This is a genomic window from Salmonella sp. 2020_1395, from assembly GCF_043848115.1.
GTDB classification, from domain to species: Bacteria; Pseudomonadota; Gammaproteobacteria; order Enterobacterales; family Enterobacteriaceae; genus Salmonella; species Salmonella enterica.
Map to the genome: position 1 here is coordinate 41626 of NZ_JBCMFH010000015.1, position 16853 is coordinate 58478.

Below are 16853 nucleotides of genomic sequence, written 5' to 3' on the forward strand. Positions count from 1 at the left end.
ATGCTATACGCCATTGACGTATAGATTATTTTCACTACTATAAGCCAATGGCGTATGGAATATGCAATTTATAGAAACGGAACTCTTTACTGAAGATGTTAAAAAACTGCTCGATGATGATGAATACCATAAGCTTCAGGTTTTTATGGCTCAGCATCCAGATTGTGGTGATGTCATTCAGGAAACGGGCGGCCTGAGAAAAATGCGCTGGGGATCGCGAGGCAAAGGAAAGCGTAGTGGCGTGCGAATTATCTATTTTCACCGTAGTCAACGGTATGAGATTCGCTTGCTTCTGATTTATCAAAAAGGCATTAAAGATGATCTCACGCCGCAGGAAAAAGCGGTGCTTCGTATGCTGAATGAGAGGTGGTAGATGGATAAAGTGTTATTTGAGCGATTAACTCAAAGTATGTCTCAAATGAATGAAATCATTGAAGGGACCCGTGAGCCTTCTCGTACCTTTCATATTGATGCAATGAAGGTTAAAGAAATACGGCAGGCATCTGGGTTGTCGCAATCTAAGTTTGCAGAACTGATTTCGGTCAACGTGGATACGCTGCGCAACTGGGAGCAAGGAAGACGTTCACCGACAGGGCCAGCCAAAGCGTTACTTCGCGCCATTGCCAACGACCCGAGAAACGTTATACAAGCATTGCGGTATTGAGCAATGATCCGGCTAACGTAGATTGCTAGCCGGTATACCAGAGAACTTATTCCCCTTCCCCCGGGAACAGGAACGGGTTGATAGAGCTTCGGGCGAAGCCCTCCTGTTCCATGCGCGCGTCCAGCACCAGCGAGGCGAGGTCGTCGGCCACGGCTTCCACTTTCGGGTCTTTTTCCTGATAGAGAATCTTCAGGTAAGTCCCGCAATCGCCGCAGCTTTCGGCTTTCACCGCAGCCTGCTCATTTTCCAGTGACCAGTAGTGTAAGTCGCGGCTCTGTTCGCAGTTACTGCATTTTACGCGCACGACATGCCATTCGGTTTCGCACAGGTTACAGTGCAGATAACGCAGCCCCTGCGTGGTGCCGATCTGCACCATGCTGGAGACCGGCATCGAACCGCACACCGGGCAATACTGGCGCGCTTCACCGTATTCCGCGCGGGCTTTGCCTGGAATCAAGCTGGCCATTTGCGCCCAGTAAAGGGAGAGCGCGGCCCAGATAAACGGGGCTTTATCGCTGCTGACGGAGGCAAAATCCGAGGCAAACAGCGCGCTGGCCATCTGCTCCAGCTCCTGTTCTGAGGCTTTCTCCAGGTTCTCAATCACCGCCAGCGCGGGGCCGCTCATCTCGGGTTTTAGCTCGGCAATCAACGAATGCAGCAGTTTTTGCCAGTGCTTATCACGCGGCAACACGTGGATATCCAGCGGCGGCTTGCCCTGGTCGTTCGCTTCTTTAATACGTGCGGTCAGATCCATCTCCAGCGGATGGTCGTACAGCACCACTTCCTGCGCGTGCGCGATAAGCGCGGCAAAGCGCAGGTAATCGCCCAGCGGGTTATTTTCAGCCAGCTCGCGCAGACGTTCGGCGCGGCGGTTGTAGACGTTTTTGAGTCGGGGGAACAATAACGGCGGAATCATATCCGCCGTACGTTTCTCGCTCGACCCCAGCTCATCTTGCGGGATTATGCGAATACTCATTCAGTTTCTTTTTCCGTTGTCTTGCGGACTTCTCGGTACCAGCGCGGGTGATGCTTCTTCGCCCACGACCGGGTTACCCAGCCTTCCACCATCGCGGTAATGGTGCCTTTCACCCAAAGGGCGGCGTAGATATGCACCATGATAACCACAATTAACGCTACTGCGGCAAAAGAATGCAACATTAACGCGAATCGGATCACCGGGATTGAGAAAGCAGGCGCAAAGTACGGACGCCAGATAATTACCCCGCTCACCAGCAGCAGCACCAAGAAGATAATCGCCGCCCAGAATACGCATTTCTGACCGAAGTTATAACGCCCGGTGTCACCCACTTCCTCGTTGACGACGATCTTACGAATATTCTTCGCCCAAAAGATATCATCCCGATTGATTAGATTGTGGTGCCAATAACGGAAAAACATGATGATGAACGAGGCAAACATAACCACGCCCACAAACGGGTGCAGAATTCGCGCCAGTTGTGGGGTGCCCAGGATATGCATCAACCAGTTGAAGGATGGGAATAAAAAGCCCAGCCCACTCACCGCCGCCAGCACGAAGCAGAAGGCGACGATCCAGTGGTTGATGCGTTCCGGCGCCGTATAGCGCACGATGGTGTCACGTCGTTTCATTTGCGCACCTCGTCTTTCTCTTCATGCAGGTTGTCATCTTCCTCTTCCGCGCGGTTCGGGCCGACGCCGACATAGTGGAAGACGCTGGCGGCAAAGGTCGCGGCAAAACCGAACGCGGCGAGCGGTTTCCAGACGCCTTTCCAGAACTTAACGGTTTCGCTGATTTCCGGGTTTTCCGGCAGACCGTGATACAGATTCGGCTTGTCGGCATGATGCAGCACGTACATGACATGCGTACCGCCTACGCCCGCCGGATCGTACAGACCCGCGTTGTCATAACCACGGGTTTTGAGTTCCGCCACCCGCTCGCCCGCCAGCGTTTTCATATCCTCTTTCGAGCCAAAATGAATGGCGCCGGTTGGACAGGTCTTCACGCAGGCCGGTTCCTGGCCGACCACCACACGGTCAACGCACAGCGTACATTTATAGACGCGGTTGTCTTCCGGGTTGAGGCGCGGCACGTTGAACGGGCAGCCAGCGATACAGTAGCCGCAGCCGATACACTGCTCGGACTGGAAGTCGACAATACCGTTAGCGTACTGAATGATTGCCCCTTCCGCCGGACAGGCCTTCAGGCAGCCGGGATCGGCGCAGTGCATACAGCCATCCTTACGGATCAGCCACTCCAGTTTGTCGTTCTGTTCCACTTCCGAGAAGCGCATCACCGTCCAGGATTTCGCGGTCAAATCAGCCGGGTTGTCATACACCCCGACGTTATTGCCCACTTCATCACGGATGTCGTTCCACTCGGAGCACGCCACCTGACACGCTTTACAGCCGATACAGGTGGTGACGTCGATGAGTTTCGCCACCTCTTCCTGGTGGTCCCGCGCCTGGGGCGCGGGGGTGAAACCGTTAGTGGCGGAACGACGAATGATGTCTTGCGATTGATAAGCCATAGGTCGTCTCCGTTACACCTTTTCCACGTTCACAAGGAAGGATTTAAACTCCGGCGTTTGCGTGTTCGCATCACCGACGAAAGGCGTTAACGTATTGGCGATAAAGCCTTTTTTCGCCACGCCTTCGTAGCCCCAGTGAATAGGAATACCGATGGTATCGATATCCTTGCCGTCCGCTTTCAGCGTGCGAATACGCTTGGTCACCACCGCTTTGGCTTTGATATAGCCGCGGTTCGAGGAGACCTTCACGGTATCGCCATGCGCGATGCCGAGCTTATTCGCCAGCTTCTCGCCAATTTCCACAAACTGTTCCGGCTGGGCGATAGCGTTAAGCAACGCGTGCTTGGTCCAGTAGTGGAAGTGCTCGGTCAGACGGTAAGTGGTTCCGACATACGGGAACTTATCCGCTTTACCCAGCGCGTCGGCATCGTCTTTAAAGATACGGGCGGCAGGGTTAGAGATAACGTTCGGGTGCAGCGGGTTAGTGCCCAGCGGCGTTTCAAACGGCTCGTAGTGTTCCGGGAACGGCCCTTCCGCCATCTTATCGATAGCAAACAGGCGGCCCATCCCTTCCGGCTGCATGATAAACGGTCCGACGTCGCTGCCGGGCGCGGCAGCGCTGTAGTCCGGAATATCCCATCCGGCCCATTTTCCGCCTTCCCATTTCAGTAGCTGACGTTTCGGGTCCCAGGGATTACCCTGCGGATCGGCGGAGGCGCGGTTATAGAGGATGCGGCGGTTGAGCGGCCACGCCCAGGCCCAGCCCAGCGTGTTGCCGAGACCAGACGGGTCGGCGTTATCACGACGCGCCATCATGTTGCCTTCCGGCGTCCAGCTACCGGCGAAAATCCAGCAGCCGCTGGACGTCGTACCGTCATCGCGCAGTTGCGCGAACGAACTGAGCTGTTGACCTTTCTTCACCACCACCGCGCCGGTTGCCGGGTCGATAAGATCGGCCAGCGCTTTACCGTTACTTTCCATCGCCACTTCTTCAGAGGCGGGTTCGTATGGTTTGGTGTAGTTCCAGGTCATATTCAGCACCTGTTCCGGGTTGGCGCCGCCCTGTTCAGAGTACATCTTACGCAGGCGTAAGAAGATACCGGCGAGGATTTCGCCGTCGGTCATGGCAATTCCCGGGGCGTCCGCGCCCTTCCAGTGCCACTGTAACCAACGACCGGAGTTAACGATGGAACCATTTTCCTCGGCAAAACAGGTGGAAGGCAGACGGAACACTTCGGTCTGGATTTTTGCGGGATCAACGTCGTTCGACTCACCGTGGTTTTGCCAGAAAGTGGACGTTTCGGTGTTGAGCGGATCGATAGTCACCAGGTACTTCAGTTTGGAAAGCGACGCGACCACTTTGTTTTTGTTCGGGAATGAGGCCACCGGGTTAAAGCCCTGGCAGATATAGCCGTTGACCTTGCCCTGTTTCATCATCTCGAAGTACTGCAACACGTCGTAGCCTTTGTCCCACTTCGGTAGCCAGTCGAAGCCCCAGCTATTTTCCGCTGTCGCTTTATCACCAAAGAAGGCCTTCATCATTGAGACGAAGAATTTCGGATAGTTGCCCCAGTAGTTGACCTGATCCTTCAACAATGGCTTCGGCGTATTGGCAGCCAGATAGGTTTGCAGGTCGGTCTGTTTTTCGCTCGGCAGCGTCAGGTAGCCCGGCAGACTTTGCGACAGCAGTCCTAAGTCGGTCAGTCCCTGAATGTTGGAGTGACCGCGCAGGGCGTTAACGCCGCCGCCCGCCATCCCCATGTTACCGAGCAGAAGCTGGATCATCGCCATAGTACGGATGTTCTGCGCGCCGATGGAATGCTGCGTCCAGCCCAGCGCGTACAGGAACGACGCGGTTTTATCTTTTGCGCTGGTTTCTGCAATGTACTCGCACACTTTCAGGAAGTCCGCTTTCGGCGTACCGCAGATATTTTCTACCACGTCCGGCGTATAGCGTGAGACATGCTGTTTCAACAGATTCCAGACACAGCGCGGGTGTTGCAGTGTCGTATCGCGTTTGGCAAAACCGTTTTCGTCCAGCTCATAGTGCCAACTGGTTTTATCGTACTGCCGCCTATCTGCGTCGTAGCCGGTGAACAGACCATCATCGAAGCCAAAATCTTCACGCACGATCAGGCTGGCATTGGTATAGGCCTCGGTGTATTCACGGTTGTATTTTTCGTTGGTCAGCAGATACAGCATCACGCCTGACAAGAAGGCAATGTCAGTACCAGAGCGTATTGGCGCATAGAAATCGGCCACCGACGCGGTACGCGTAAAGCGCGGATCGATCACAATCAGCTTCGCGCCGTTGTGAATTTTGGCTTCCATCGCCCAGCGGAACCCGACCGGGTGAGCTTCTGCGGCGTTACCGCCCATCACCACGACGAGGTTGGCGTTCTTGATGTCGACCCAGTGGTTGGTCATCGCACCGCGACCAAATGTTGGAGCAAGACTTGCTACCGTTGGTCCGTGTCAGACACGCGCCTGGTTGTCGACCGCGAGCATACCCAGCGCGCGGGAGAATTTTTGCGTTAAATAACCCGTCTCGTTACTGGATGCGGAAGCGCACAGCATCCCGGTGGTGAGCCAGCGGTTAACGGTAACGCCTTCGGCGTTCTGCGCCTGATAGTTGGCGTCGCGATCTTCCTTCATCAGTTTAGCGATTCGGTCAAACGCTTCTTCCCAACTGATCTGTTGCCACTTATCTGAACCCGGCGCGCGGTATTGCGGGAATTTCAGGCGGCTTTCAGAGTGGATAAAGTCCACCAGACCGGCCCCTTTCGGGCACAGCGCGCCACGGCTTACCGGATGATCCGGGTCCCCTTCGATATGGAAAATAGATGCTTTGGCGTTTTTCGCACCGTCGCCGAGGCTGTACATCAACAGCCCGCAGCCAACGGAACAGTAGGTGCAGGTGTTACGGGTTTCGCGGGTGCGCAGCAGTTTATATTGCCGTGTTTCCGCTAGCGCTACGCCGGGCGCGAAGCCCAGTGCCGCCGCCGTGGTGCCTGCCATACCGCCAGCGCAGATCTTAAAGAACTGCCTTCTGCTGACCTGCATGGTTTGCTCCTTGTTTCGACATTGTCACTTCTCTTTCACATTTCTCTATCCGAAACGCTCAGGGAGTGGTTGTTATTTTTCTTTGCGGACGGGCCCGCAAAGGTTCAGAATTGGATAAATTTTCCTCCATCCGGGAGGAGTTGTAACAGAATACCATAATGTTGGTGTGCGTGTTCTTATATGGTTAAAAGAAAGTGAACAATATACTGTCTGAAGAAGTCCTAAATGTGACTGATTTCACAACCTCACGCCAGTTGACTCTCTGGAAACGCGAGGATTTGCAGTCCCCCCAACTTGATGATGTTGCCGAGGAAGTGCCAGTGGCACTGGTGTATAACGGTATTTCGCATGTCGTTATGATGGCCTCTCCGAAAGATCTGACGCATTTCGCAATGGGGTTTTCTCTGTCGGAAGGGATCATTGACAGCCCGCGTGAAATCTATGGCATGGACGTTGTGCCGTCCTGTAACGGACTTGAAGTGCAGATTGATCTTTCCAGCCGTCGATTTATGGGGCTGAAAGCGCGTCGTCGCGCGCTGGCCGGACGCACCGGTTGCGGCGTGTGTGGCGTGGAACAGCTCAATGACATTGGTAAGCCGGTGCAACCGCTGCCGTTTAGCCAAACGTTTAATCTCGGTAACCTTGATCGCGCGTTAAAACATCTGAATGATTTTCAACCGACGGGTAAGCTGACGGGTTGTACGCACGCTGCGGCATGGGTCATGCCGTCGGGTGAACTGGCGGGGGGCCATGAAGATGTCGGACGCCACGTTGCGCTGGATAAACTGCTCGGCCGCCGCGCTACGGAAGGTGAGGAATGGCGGCAAGGCGCGGCGCTGGTTTCCAGTCGTGCGAGTTACGAAATGGTGCAGAAGTCGGCGATGTGCGGTGTGGAAATTTTGTTTGCGGTTTCTGCTGCCACCACGCTCGCGGTTGACGTCGCTGAACGGTGTAATCTTACGCTGGTGGGGTTCTGTAAGCCGGGTCGGGCGACGATTTATACCCATCCGCAGCGGTTAATCGCAGACTAAAATAGTACCCTCTACATTTGCGTAAAATATATATTTCAGCCTCTCTTGATAACGGAATCACGTATACACGTATAGTGGCGAGGCCATACAGGTTTTAATCATTTTTATGCTGGACCGCAGCTTATTCCAGCCATTCACGAGGCGCTTGCTACCCGGTAATACTTCGAACGAAAAAAGCGCCCCTGGGGCGCTCTTTCGGCAGTCGCTAACGACTTATTTGCTCAGTTCAGCGGTCATATGCACGCGATTTGCAGCGTGAAAAGCTTAGAACTCACGCTCAAGATGATAGCCATTATAGGTATCGATGAGCTCGTTATAAGCTTTAACCACAGCCTCATAAGAACCATCTACCATATCGCCGCTGCCGCTATTGAGGTAGTCCTGCTCATGCGAGGTATACGCCACGTTATCGCGCACGCGCCGAATGCGTTTTTTCACCTTGCCCTGGAATTTTTCCAGCTCAGAAATAAAACCAGGGAAGCTACGATGTTTATCTATATCAACGTTGATCTTCTCGTTTAGCTTCTGAGTATGCTCTTCAAAATCAGCGAGCTGTTTGCTTACTGCCGCCACATCAAAAGAATCATCAGCTACAGCGTCATTAAGCGTCTCGGCTTCCTGCATCGTCAAAAGCGTATAGTACTTAATGGATTTACCTTCTTTCTTCTCGGTCGCCTTAATTTCATTAGCCGCATGCTGCCCACTCATAATGGTAATCTCGGCGATATATTTCTTCGCAATGGGATCAAACTCATCGAACTGTTTTATAAACGTTTTATGAAACGCTTTAGCGCCAGCAAAGGCATCATCCTTAAAGTTATCTTGATCATAGTATTTATTCATACTATTGATTGTTTCAGCTAGTGGCCCAGCCGCATTAATAAATGCCAGAGCAGCACTATCCAGAGAGGCAAACGCCGGCTTTAATTCAGCCGCCGCCTTGATGTCTTTCCGGCAGTCCTGGATAAATGCAGGATACACAGGAACCAGCGGAGAGGGATCGTCTTCCTTACCGGTAGGACCGGTGCGGAAATCGTCGAATGTGTTAGCATAACGATTTACAGCACGGTAAATATCTGCCTGGAGATTATTATAACAATCAATGTAAACATTCAGCTTTTGGTTAAGAACATCGTTCGCATCTGCGCTTTCCGCTGATGTGGATTGTGTATTGCTCGCTGATGAATCCGCACTTTGAGCTACAGGTTGTTCGTCCGCTTTTTTTTCATCACAAGCGCTTAGCCCGGCAGTCATCAGCATAGCGATAATAATTGATGATAACAAATCCTTTTTCATTAGAATAACCTATAAATAATATCATTGAAATTTACAGATTCATTTTAATGAAAAAAAACAGGTATGTGATTTATTCAACACGAAAAATACTTAATCCATATTTCATTATAATTAACATTATCAATATCAATGTGTTCGTTAAAATAAGAAAACCAATCAGCTTTTGCAAAATGACGGATTTAATGTGGATGACGCGATGAAGCAAGTACAGGCGTTGAATGAGCATGTTGCGCAACTGAAAGCCAAACAAAATGACACCAAAAGTGGTTCTTTTCAGCGCGAGCAGTTTCTTGAGGCTGCAGACAAATATGTGCTGGCTGTAAAAACGCGAGTTCGTCGTGAACGAGATCACATCCCTTTGACCGACAGCGATAAAGAGAATCCGGCATGGGCTGAGGGTTCTTTTGATAAGGTAATCAGAGGTTATAATGATTTAGTGACAAGGTTTAATTTAATGAACTGAATGATTAAACTTTCAGGTAAAGTGTTTTTATTGGGAAGAATTACTTAAGCAACGTGATAAACGTCTGATGGTCCGTTAACCTCGTAAATAGAACGGAATGTACCAGCGACTAAAAAACATTAAATATTATTTGGTTATTGTGACAATATCAGCATTTCCGCACGGCTTGGTTAATGAACGATTTTATTTTTTATTGAAATTTGTTAATGATATTCATGTGATTTATATTGTTTATTTTTTTGAAAATATAATTATGTTGAATAAGTTACAATAATTTTTACATTATTAATACAATCGTTAATATCGTAACTATTCCCGATTATGTATATACTCATTGCGCCTCGTCATGATGCTTTAGCATCATGACGGTAACATTAATTATTTGTCCGATTTTTACATATACACGAAATCATTCAAGTTGCATCAAGGCAGCAAGGGAATGAATCCCCTGGAGCGTACATAAGTACGTGACTGGGGTGAATGAGCGCAGCCAACGCAGAGGCAGCTTGAAGGATGAAATGTATAGCCAAGAAACAATCATCGTATCAATAATGAATATGAGCTGGATGCGATGATTGCGTGTTAAACCGAAAATTACGCACCGACTGTAAAAATAAAACTTTTCAACAGCAGGTGATGGATTATGAGTGTTGAAAAATGAGTGCATTGCAGCTATCCGACAGTTCTTTTTCTACTGAAGTCAATTTAAATGGATTAATAGAAGTTCTCAGTAAGCATCTTTATTCAACGCCCGTTGTTGCGATAAGAGAGCTGGTGCAGAACGGGCACGATGCGATTGTCCGCAGACGAATCGAACAGCCCGATGCCCCGCAGGATAACCACATCCGCGTTGTGGCGGATGTGGCAAAATCGACTATAACGATATCTGACACCGGCGCGGGCCTGACGGAAAGCGAAATTCATGGTTTTTTGGCGACCGTCGGGGTGGGCTATACCCGGATGCTGCGCCAGCAGGATGATGACACAGGGTTAATCGGCATGTTCGGGCTGGGCTTTTTGTCGGCGTTTGTGCTGGCGAAAGATGTCACCGTGCTGACCACGTCCTGGCAAACGCCGGACCAGGGCTGGAAATATCACTCTGTTGATGGGCAGCGCTATACCGTTACGCCTTCTGACGCCGTCGCGCCGGGAACCCAGGTGATCCTGACGCTGAAAGAAGAATACAGCCATCTTGCCAGTAATAATCTGCTTAATCGCGTACTCTCAAGGTACTGCATTTTGTTGCATGAGCCAGTTTTTGTCGGCGATGCGACCGAACCGGTAAATAAACTCCAGCCGCCCTGGCGCGAATCGACGCCGGAAGGCGTGACGATGCACCGTGCGTTGGTCCAGCGTAAAAACCTCGCGTTCGCGGCGCAGTTCGAATCGTCCTTCGAACCTATCTGCACCCTGCCGGTGGTTCCGCAGGGGGGCAGCGATGCCGTGGGCATTCTGTGGATTCAGGACGGCGCGACTTACGGCACCAGCGACAACCGTAATCTATCCCTCTTTTTACGCGGAATGCTGCTTGATGACGAAGCGCGTGAACTCCTGCCGCCGTGGGCGGGGTTTATTGGCGGCGTGATTGAATCGTCGAAACTCACGCCGACGGCAAGCCGGGAAGATTTGCAGCGGGACGAAACCTGGGTTGCGGTACAGGAGGCATTGAAAGAAGCGCTGATTACCGGTTTGTCGGATCTCGCGCAAAACCAGCCGGAGATATGGCGACGCGTTTTAATGCGTCATAACGAAGCGCTGCTGGGCGCGGCGCTGTGTGACGATCGTCTTTTTGATCTGCTGAAGGATCGGTTGCAGGTGCCCACGTCGAAAGGCGCGGTGCTGGCGAAGGAACTCCGCATTAATAACAGCATCCATATTTTGTTGGGCGCTGATGGCGGCTTTGAAGAGATGCTATTCCATATTCTGCAACGGCCCGTCGCCAGAGGCGATCGCTATGCTGTGGTCCCGTTTTTACGACGCTGGGCGCTGTTATACCATTGTCGGATTATTGAAGTCGGCACGCAAAGCGGCAACGAGCAACTCTTTACGCTCGCCGATTTACCGGCGGAACAGGTCGATTATCTGGAAGCGCATTTATGCGACGGCGAGCAATTAATTATCTCCCGCTTTGACCCGGATGTTTTGCCGCTGGTGGTGACCCTCGATCGTGAAGCCGAATTAAAACAAATCCTTGAACAGGACGATGCGGACAAGCGAATGAGTACCGCCGCATTAATGCTGGCGCGCCAGTTTACTTCGCAGATTAAACAAACCAAAACCTCCAGCTTATATCTCAATTTGAATAACGCCTGCGTCAAACAATTAGTTACGGCATTGCAGAATCATCAGCAACCGGTGGCGGCGCTGCGGTTATTAAAATCCCTGAAAGTTATTTTATGTAGTAATGGAAATAAAGAACAACAATGGGATTTGCATCAGGCACTGGAAGATTTCACGCAGATTATCCCCTCATTAATTAAGCAAGGAATATAAAAATGGATACATGGGAATGGTACAACAACTACAGTAAAGAGTTGCGGGATGCCGGGCAGGGATATATTCCCCAGATAATTGATGACTTTTCTGAAGGCGCGCTAAATTTACAACTGGAAAAGTGTGATGCGCTGTTGCCAGAAATGAAAGCCCTGAATCAGGTCGCCAAAAATCCGTGGCTGGAGATATTTATCGGGCACTGGGAGATGCGTCACCGCCTGACGAATTATAGCGAAGGCGAAAAGGTCCTGCCTGATGTTGTCGCCCTGTTTGAAAAAGCGCACCGGGAAGAAGCGAAAGATTGTCCGCAATCCATCTGCGTCACCCAGGATTTATCCGCCTGCTATGAAAACATAGATGGCCCTGGCTGGGCGGCAGAGCGAATGGCGGTCTGCGAAGAGACGATTGCGCGCATCGACCCCACCTGGAACTGTTTTCAGTGTTTGTCCACGGAATATGCCAGCGCCCTGATGGACACCCATCGGCACGAAGAAGCGTTAGCGTATGTGGATAAACAGATTGCGGCGGTGAAGGATTCGGGAGAGGAATACGTTGAGGCATTGCTCTCGACGCGAGTCGATATCCTGATCGCGCTGCAACGCTATGAAGAGGCGCGTGAGCTGGTTGAACATTTGATCGCTGAAAATGACTACTGGGGGCGCGATCGCATCGGTTATCCGCTGAAAAAGCTGTACATCATGGCGCTGAGCGGCGGGCAGGACGAGGAGGTCTGGGAAGCGTTACCCGCCTGGTCGGATCTTACGCCTTACTCCTGGGATCTGTGGCTGGATATTTTGATTGTGTTGCTTCCCCGTTATCCGGAACGTAACCACTGGCGGCTGGCGAGAATTTTCCAGCACATGCTGGAACACTATTCTAAGGTGGGGGCGCACCGTAAATTGGTGGATCTGGCGAAAATGCAGATTAACCTGGCGCTGGATCGTGAATCCGTCTGGGTCGCGAAGCAGGCGTTTAAACTTGCCCAGCGGCATATGCCAAAACTGCGCGCCCTGTTGGGCGTTGACCGGGAGTATCTGGAACTCAGCGAGAAAATTGCCGCCAAAGAAGCAGAACTGTCGGCGCGCCCCGCTATGCCACAAACTGAAAATACGGCGGAAGACGCAGAGGCCGATCCAGAAAAAGATGTTGAAGAGTTCCGCCGCGCCTTTATGCAGTCACCTGAGGATGCGGAGTTACTTGGCCGACTGGTCAATGCGCTGAACGCCTGTTACGCGCGGGACGAGTCGATCGCGCTTTTGCGCCATTATGTTGAAAACCATCTGCAAGAGGACAACGGCCTTCCTTTTGATCTGCTGGACCTGCTGTTGGCGAAAGGCGAGCTGGAGGAGATTGAACAACTGGCCCGGCAGTATGACGCATCCGGGCAGGAGCATATGGCGCTGTGGTTCCGTGCGCGGGTTCTCGGCTCGCAGGAAGACTGGGCGCAGCTGGAAGCGACAGGGCAAAAACTGCTGCAAACTAAAATTGGCGGCGAGTGGATTGGCGCTTACCGGATGTGCGCATGGGCGGCGCAAAAACAGGAAGCCTACGACAGGCAACTGGAATATTTACAGCAGCTACTGGCACTGCTCACACGGCGCGAAGAAGATCCCCGCAACACCCAGTGGGATATGATGGCGGCGGCCAGCATTTTGCAGAAATGGGATATCGTGCGCAGGCTTGCGGCGGAGCTGGAGATTGAACTCACCGAAGGCGAAGGTTTTATCGATGAAAACTGGGGGCTAATAAACCTGCGTTTCCGCGAAGATTACGAATACCGATACTATTTCGCCCAGCGCATTGGGCCGGTGACGGCAAGAGTGGTTGAGCCCACTTATCGTACTGATTACCCGCAGCATGTCGGTGAAATCGTGGTCTTTGACGCCGAGCGACTGAATACGCCGCCGGAAGACGAAGAAGAGCGGAAGAACTTCACGCCTTTATATGCCAGCCTGAAAACGGTGATTCCAACAGAGTACGGCGAATCCTGGTTTTGCGACGGCGTCATGCCGGAGGAAGCGCAGTACAACGCTTTTCGCGAGGCTATCAGGGAGCTGGGGTGGTATTACTGGAGCAGTAGCCCGGATGATTACACCTTAACCGATAGCCATCAGGGCGACGATGCGACTCCCCTCCCAGGATTTTACTTTGTTATCAGCGCGCCGCAGTCGGTAACGAAGGCGGATATCGATAAAACGCTGACGCGTTTGACCGCCGACTGGGAGCATCCGCTATGCTGGTGGCGGCTGGCGCAGGCCGCAGGCGTAAATGAAGAGAAACACCGCGCCATTGCTGAACGGTACGGGATGTAACCTGCGGGGCTATATTCCCCGAATACTGTCAGAAATAGTGTAATTTGTTGAAATTAGCGTTGTTTGTAGGCCGGATAAGGCACAAGCGCCGCCATCCGGCAAAACTCAGGCAAGGCTTGTCAATCATCTGAGACAGCGGGAAATGCTCCCGCTGTCTGTTGTGATGACAAACTCAGTATCTGATGGAGCGCAGCTTTAAGGCTTGCGAGATCGTTTTACAACATATTGATATTGCGGACTTTGTAGACAGGGTGGCGCGAAGCGAAACCCAACATTCAACATCCGCCACCGTAGGCGCTGGGCGAGAGTTGGGTCTCGGCAAGTCTTACTGTAAATAGACCCGTTTTAGTTCTATGCATTTTTTGAGATCCGGCCAGATTGGTGATAACAAATTCTCTTTCATTAGAGTAACCTATAAATAACATTATTGAAATTTACAGATTCATTTTAATGAAGAAAATAGGTATGTGATTTATTCAACACGAAAAATACTTAATGCATATTTCATTATAATTAACATTATCAATATCAATGTGTTCGTTAAAATAAGAGAACCCCAACGTAAATATACAAAAGGCAATTAAATGAAAAGGAATTTATTATCCTCAGCGATAATCATTGCGCTAATGACCCTGGGCGCAACAGGATGTGATGACAATAATGTTAAAACCGAGGCGACGCCGGCCGCCAGCAGTCAGCCTGCGACGCCAGCGCCTTCTCAGACGCCGGAAACGCAATCTGGCGAAAGTCCAGCACAGCCCCCAGCAGCGAAGCCAGAAACGGCAACTCAGCCCCCGGCGGCGAAGCCAGAAACGCCAGCTCAGCCGGAGGTTGACGCTGAAGAAGTTTATAGTGAAAAAATGGATGTCTATATCGATTGTTTTAATAAACTTCAATTGCCCGTTCAGCGCAGTCTGGCGCGTTACGCGGATTGGGTGAAAGACTTTAAAAAAGGCCCGACAGGGAAAGAGAGCCTGGTTTATGGCATTTATGGTATTACGGAGTCTTACATAACGAATTGCCAGAAAGAGATGAAACAGGTGGCCGCCTTAACGCCATTACTTGAGCCTATTGATGGCGTTGCCGTTAGCTATATTGATAGCGCCGCCGCGCTGGGTAATACCATTAACGAAATGGAAAAATATTATACCCAGGAAAACTATAAAGATGATGCCTTTGCTAAAGGTAAGGCGCTGCATCAGACATTACTGAAGAATATCGAGGATTTTAAACCCGTCTCGGAAAAATATCATGAGGCTATTCAGGAGATAAATGACAGGCGGCAATTGACACAGTTGAAGAGAATAGAAGAAGCGGAAGGTAAAACATTTAACTATTATTCTCTGGCTGTCATGATCTCGGCAAAGCAGATCAACAAGGTTATTTCTGCCGATACCTTTGATGCCGAAGCGATGATGAAAAAAGTCGCGGAACTGGAAACAATGATTGCGCAATTGAAAGAAGTGAATACTGATGGCCGTAATTCTTCTTTCATCAGCTCTGCGGCTGATTATCAGCTACAAGCTAAAAAATATATTCGTCGCATCAGAGACAATGTTGAGTATTCTGATTTTGAAAAGAAACGGGTGCAGGACCCTGCAACAGGATGGATGGTTGCGGATTCTTATCCGGCGTCGTTGAGAAGTTATAATGAGATGGTGGATGATTATAACCGCCTGCGTTGAGTGACGGCACATTAACTGCGCACAGGCTGGCGCAAGTGCCTATAAAATTACGCGATAACGCCAATAAAAAGCGCCGATCAGGCGCTTTTTTCGTTCATGTATTCTTCATCAGGCAATATCCGTAAAAATAGCTGACGTAAACATTACCTAAAGAGAGCTATTAGAAAAACCAGTAATCTGAAGCTATCACAAGATGTTGACGTCACGCTGGAAGGTACTGGTAGTGTCATTGAGGATCGGCATTTATATGGATAGCATTTATCCCCCTGATGCGAAAATTCTGAGCCACTTCAGCATAGGGCGGCCCAGCCTTCATCACTTATAGGGTGTCACGTCCAACTGTTCTGTAAGACGTTAATTAATACCCGCCATTCGTAATAACGCGGTCACTACCGCGGCGGCGATAATCACCACAATAAGCGGCATTTTACGCCAGGCTAAAAATACGGCGAAGCCAACCCCAAGAACGCGCGCCATTCCGGCAAAATGTTCGCCTTCGTAAAAGGTGGTCGCCAGCGCGACGGAGAATAGCAGCACCGTTGCAGCATCCGAGAGCAGCGCCTGTGAACGCTCAGACAGCGCCAGACGGCTGCCAAGTTTCGCGCCGCCGAGGCGCATCAAATAGGTTCCCGCAGACAAAAGAGCAATACCGATAATAAATAGCGTCATATTGCCCATTATTTTTTCCTCGCCAGTAGGCCAAGCAGCGAAAGCAACACCGGCAATCCGGCAGCCACAAAGGGAACGGCGGCAAGCGACAGCGCGGCGCCGCTGCAACCACGAATCAATGTGGTGCGGTTTTTAAACGCCGGGATCACCAGCGCCAGTAAGATTGCCGGGAATACGGCATCCAGACCGATGGTTTCTGGGGCCGGGAGCAGTTTGCCGACACCTGCGCCAATCAGTGTGCCAATCGGCCAGAATAGGGCGACGCCCAGACCGCATAGCCAGTAGGCGGCTTTACGTTGTTCGGGTGTTTTTTGCGACAGGCCGAACACCACGCTCTCATCATTCATAATATGGCAGCCGAAAAAGCTGGCGGCGCGGGTGCCAACCAAATCGCGCACCGTTACGCCAAACGGCACGTGGCGCGCATTCACCAGTAGTCCTGCCGCCGCCGCCGCTAACGGATTGCCGCCGCTGGCAACAATGCCGATAAACATAAATTCGGACGCGCCCGCCAGTACAAAAATAGAGAGGACAAACGGCACCCACAGTGGGAAACCGTAGGCCATCGCCAGTGAGCCATAGGACATGCCGACGACGCCCACGGCCAGGCACACTAAAAATATCGCTTTTATCGTGTCTCCCTTGAGACAGGAAAAATAGTGTTTCATCT

Annotated in this window: 14 protein-coding genes; 7 read left to right on the forward strand and 7 right to left on the reverse strand. The window is 51.2% G+C overall.

Annotated elements, in window-relative coordinates; genetic code table 11:
* The first annotated feature begins 61 nt into the window (after window positions 1-61).
* Window positions 62-373 carry a cytotoxic translational repressor of toxin-antitoxin stability system gene (locus ACH0WD_RS19705; RefSeq protein WP_001159632.1) on the forward strand — a complete coding sequence of 104 codons (312 nt, stop codon included), beginning with the start codon at window positions 62-64 and terminating at the stop codon, window positions 371-373.
* On the forward strand, window positions 374-664 hold the full coding sequence (gene nadS, locus ACH0WD_RS19710; RefSeq protein ID WP_000362051.1) for a NadS family protein: 291 nt from the start codon (window positions 374-376) through the stop codon (window positions 662-664). It abuts the gene before it with no gap.
* Window positions 665-710: 46 nt separating this feature from the next.
* Here the strand turns inward: nadS and fdhE are convergent, their stop codons facing one another.
* From fdhE to fdnG, 4 genes are read right to left on the reverse strand one after another with little or no spacing between them, the layout of a single operon-like run.
* Entirely contained in the window at window positions 711-1640 is a 930-nt protein-coding gene (fdhE, locus tag ACH0WD_RS19715) for a formate dehydrogenase accessory protein FdhE (RefSeq protein ID WP_000027730.1), read from the reverse strand.
* Window positions 1637-2272, reverse strand: a complete 636-nt coding sequence (gene fdoI, locus ACH0WD_RS19720; RefSeq protein WP_000829025.1) for a formate dehydrogenase cytochrome b556 subunit — start codon at window positions 2270-2272, stop codon at window positions 1637-1639. Before fdoI ends, fdhE begins: the two co-directional genes overlap by 4 nt.
* On the reverse strand, window positions 2269-3171 hold the full coding sequence (gene fdxH, locus ACH0WD_RS19725) for a formate dehydrogenase subunit beta (protein ID WP_000331364.1): 903 nt from the start codon (window positions 3169-3171) through the stop codon (window positions 2269-2271). Before fdxH ends, fdoI begins: the two co-directional genes overlap by 4 nt.
* A gap of 12 nt (window positions 3172-3183) precedes the next feature.
* On the reverse strand, window positions 3184-6234 hold the full coding sequence (gene fdnG / locus ACH0WD_RS19730) for a formate dehydrogenase-N subunit alpha (RefSeq protein ID WP_077905761.1): 3051 nt from the start codon (window positions 6232-6234) through the stop codon (window positions 3184-3186).
* Window positions 6235-6428: 194 nt separating this feature from the next.
* On the opposite strand from fdnG, the gene fdhD reads away from it, so the two are divergent.
* Entirely contained in the window at window positions 6429-7265 is an 837-nt protein-coding gene (gene fdhD, locus ACH0WD_RS19735) for a formate dehydrogenase accessory sulfurtransferase FdhD (protein WP_001059743.1), read from the forward strand.
* A 264-nt stretch (window positions 7266-7529) separates the two neighbouring features.
* On the opposite strand, the gene ACH0WD_RS19740 is transcribed toward fdhD, so the two are convergent.
* Window positions 7530-8561, reverse strand: coding sequence for a YiiG family protein (locus tag ACH0WD_RS19740; RefSeq protein ID WP_000710967.1), 1032 nt, complete (start codon window positions 8559-8561; stop codon window positions 7530-7532).
* 196 nt (window positions 8562-8757) lie between these two features.
* Here ACH0WD_RS19740 and ACH0WD_RS19745 point away from each other — a divergent pair, with 196 nt between their 5' ends.
* The 4 genes from ACH0WD_RS19745 to ACH0WD_RS19760 all read left to right on the forward strand — a co-directional run bounded on the left by ACH0WD_RS19745 (window position 8758) and on the right by ACH0WD_RS19760 (window position 15514).
* Window positions 8758-9024: a DUF3829 domain-containing protein gene (locus ACH0WD_RS19745; protein ID WP_001747924.1), complete on the forward strand. Its 267-nt coding sequence runs from the start codon at window positions 8758-8760 to the stop codon at window positions 9022-9024.
* Window positions 9025-9681: 657 nt separating this feature from the next.
* Window positions 9682-11517 (forward strand): ATP-binding protein, encoded by a 1836-nt coding sequence (locus tag ACH0WD_RS19750; protein ID WP_023167408.1) that lies wholly within the window; start codon window positions 9682-9684, stop codon window positions 11515-11517.
* A 2-nt stretch (window positions 11518-11519) separates the two neighbouring features.
* Entirely contained in the window at window positions 11520-13829 is a 2310-nt protein-coding gene (locus ACH0WD_RS19755) for a hypothetical protein (protein WP_000382019.1), read from the forward strand.
* A gap of 584 nt (window positions 13830-14413) precedes the next feature.
* Complete coding sequence (locus ACH0WD_RS19760; RefSeq protein ID WP_000828048.1) at window positions 14414-15514, forward strand: YiiG family protein; 1101 nt, start codon at window positions 14414-14416, stop codon at window positions 15512-15514.
* Between the two features lie 354 nt (window positions 15515-15868).
* Here the strand turns inward: ACH0WD_RS19760 and ACH0WD_RS19765 are convergent, their stop codons facing one another.
* A complete protein-coding gene (locus ACH0WD_RS19765; RefSeq protein ID WP_000527677.1) occupies window positions 15869-16192 on the reverse strand; it encodes an AzlD domain-containing protein in 324 nt (107 codons plus the stop codon).
* Window positions 16192-16851 carry an AzlC family ABC transporter permease gene (locus tag ACH0WD_RS19770; protein WP_000683586.1) on the reverse strand — a complete coding sequence of 220 codons (660 nt, stop codon included), beginning with the start codon at window positions 16849-16851 and terminating at the stop codon, window positions 16192-16194. Before ACH0WD_RS19770 ends, ACH0WD_RS19765 begins: the two co-directional genes overlap by 1 nt.
* Between the last annotated feature and the right edge of the window lie 2 nt (window positions 16852-16853).

Excerpts from the sequence above, each read along its gene's own strand:
- ACH0WD_RS19705 (WP_001159632.1), top strand. The coding sequence starts at position 62 with ATGCAATTTATAGAAACGGAACTCTTTACTGAAGATGTTAAAAAACTG.
- nadS (WP_000362051.1), top strand. The coding sequence starts at position 374 with ATGGATAAAGTGTTATTTGAGCGATTAACTCAAAGTATGTCTCAAATG.
- fdhE (WP_000027730.1), bottom strand. The coding sequence starts at position 1,640 with ATGAGTATTCGCATAATCCCGCAAGATGAGCTGGGGTCGAGCGAGAAA.
- fdoI (WP_000829025.1), bottom strand. The coding sequence starts at position 2,272 with ATGAAACGACGTGACACCATCGTGCGCTATACGGCGCCGGAACGCATC.
- fdxH (WP_000331364.1), bottom strand. The coding sequence starts at position 3,171 with ATGGCTTATCAATCGCAAGACATCATTCGTCGTTCCGCCACTAACGGT.
- ACH0WD_RS19740 (WP_000710967.1), bottom strand. The coding sequence starts at position 8,561 with ATGAAAAAGGATTTGTTATCATCAATTATTATCGCTATGCTGATGACT.
- ACH0WD_RS19745 (WP_001747924.1), top strand. The coding sequence starts at position 8,758 with ATGAAGCAAGTACAGGCGTTGAATGAGCATGTTGCGCAACTGAAAGCC.
- ACH0WD_RS19750 (WP_023167408.1), top strand. The coding sequence starts at position 9,682 with ATGAGTGCATTGCAGCTATCCGACAGTTCTTTTTCTACTGAAGTCAAT.
- ACH0WD_RS19755 (WP_000382019.1), top strand. The coding sequence starts at position 11,520 with ATGGATACATGGGAATGGTACAACAACTACAGTAAAGAGTTGCGGGAT.
- ACH0WD_RS19760 (WP_000828048.1), top strand. The coding sequence starts at position 14,414 with ATGAAAAGGAATTTATTATCCTCAGCGATAATCATTGCGCTAATGACC.
- ACH0WD_RS19765 (WP_000527677.1), bottom strand. The coding sequence starts at position 16,192 with ATGGGCAATATGACGCTATTTATTATCGGTATTGCTCTTTTGTCTGCG.
- ACH0WD_RS19770 (WP_000683586.1), bottom strand. The coding sequence starts at position 16,851 with ATGAAACACTATTTTTCCTGTCTCAAGGGAGACACGATAAAAGCGATA.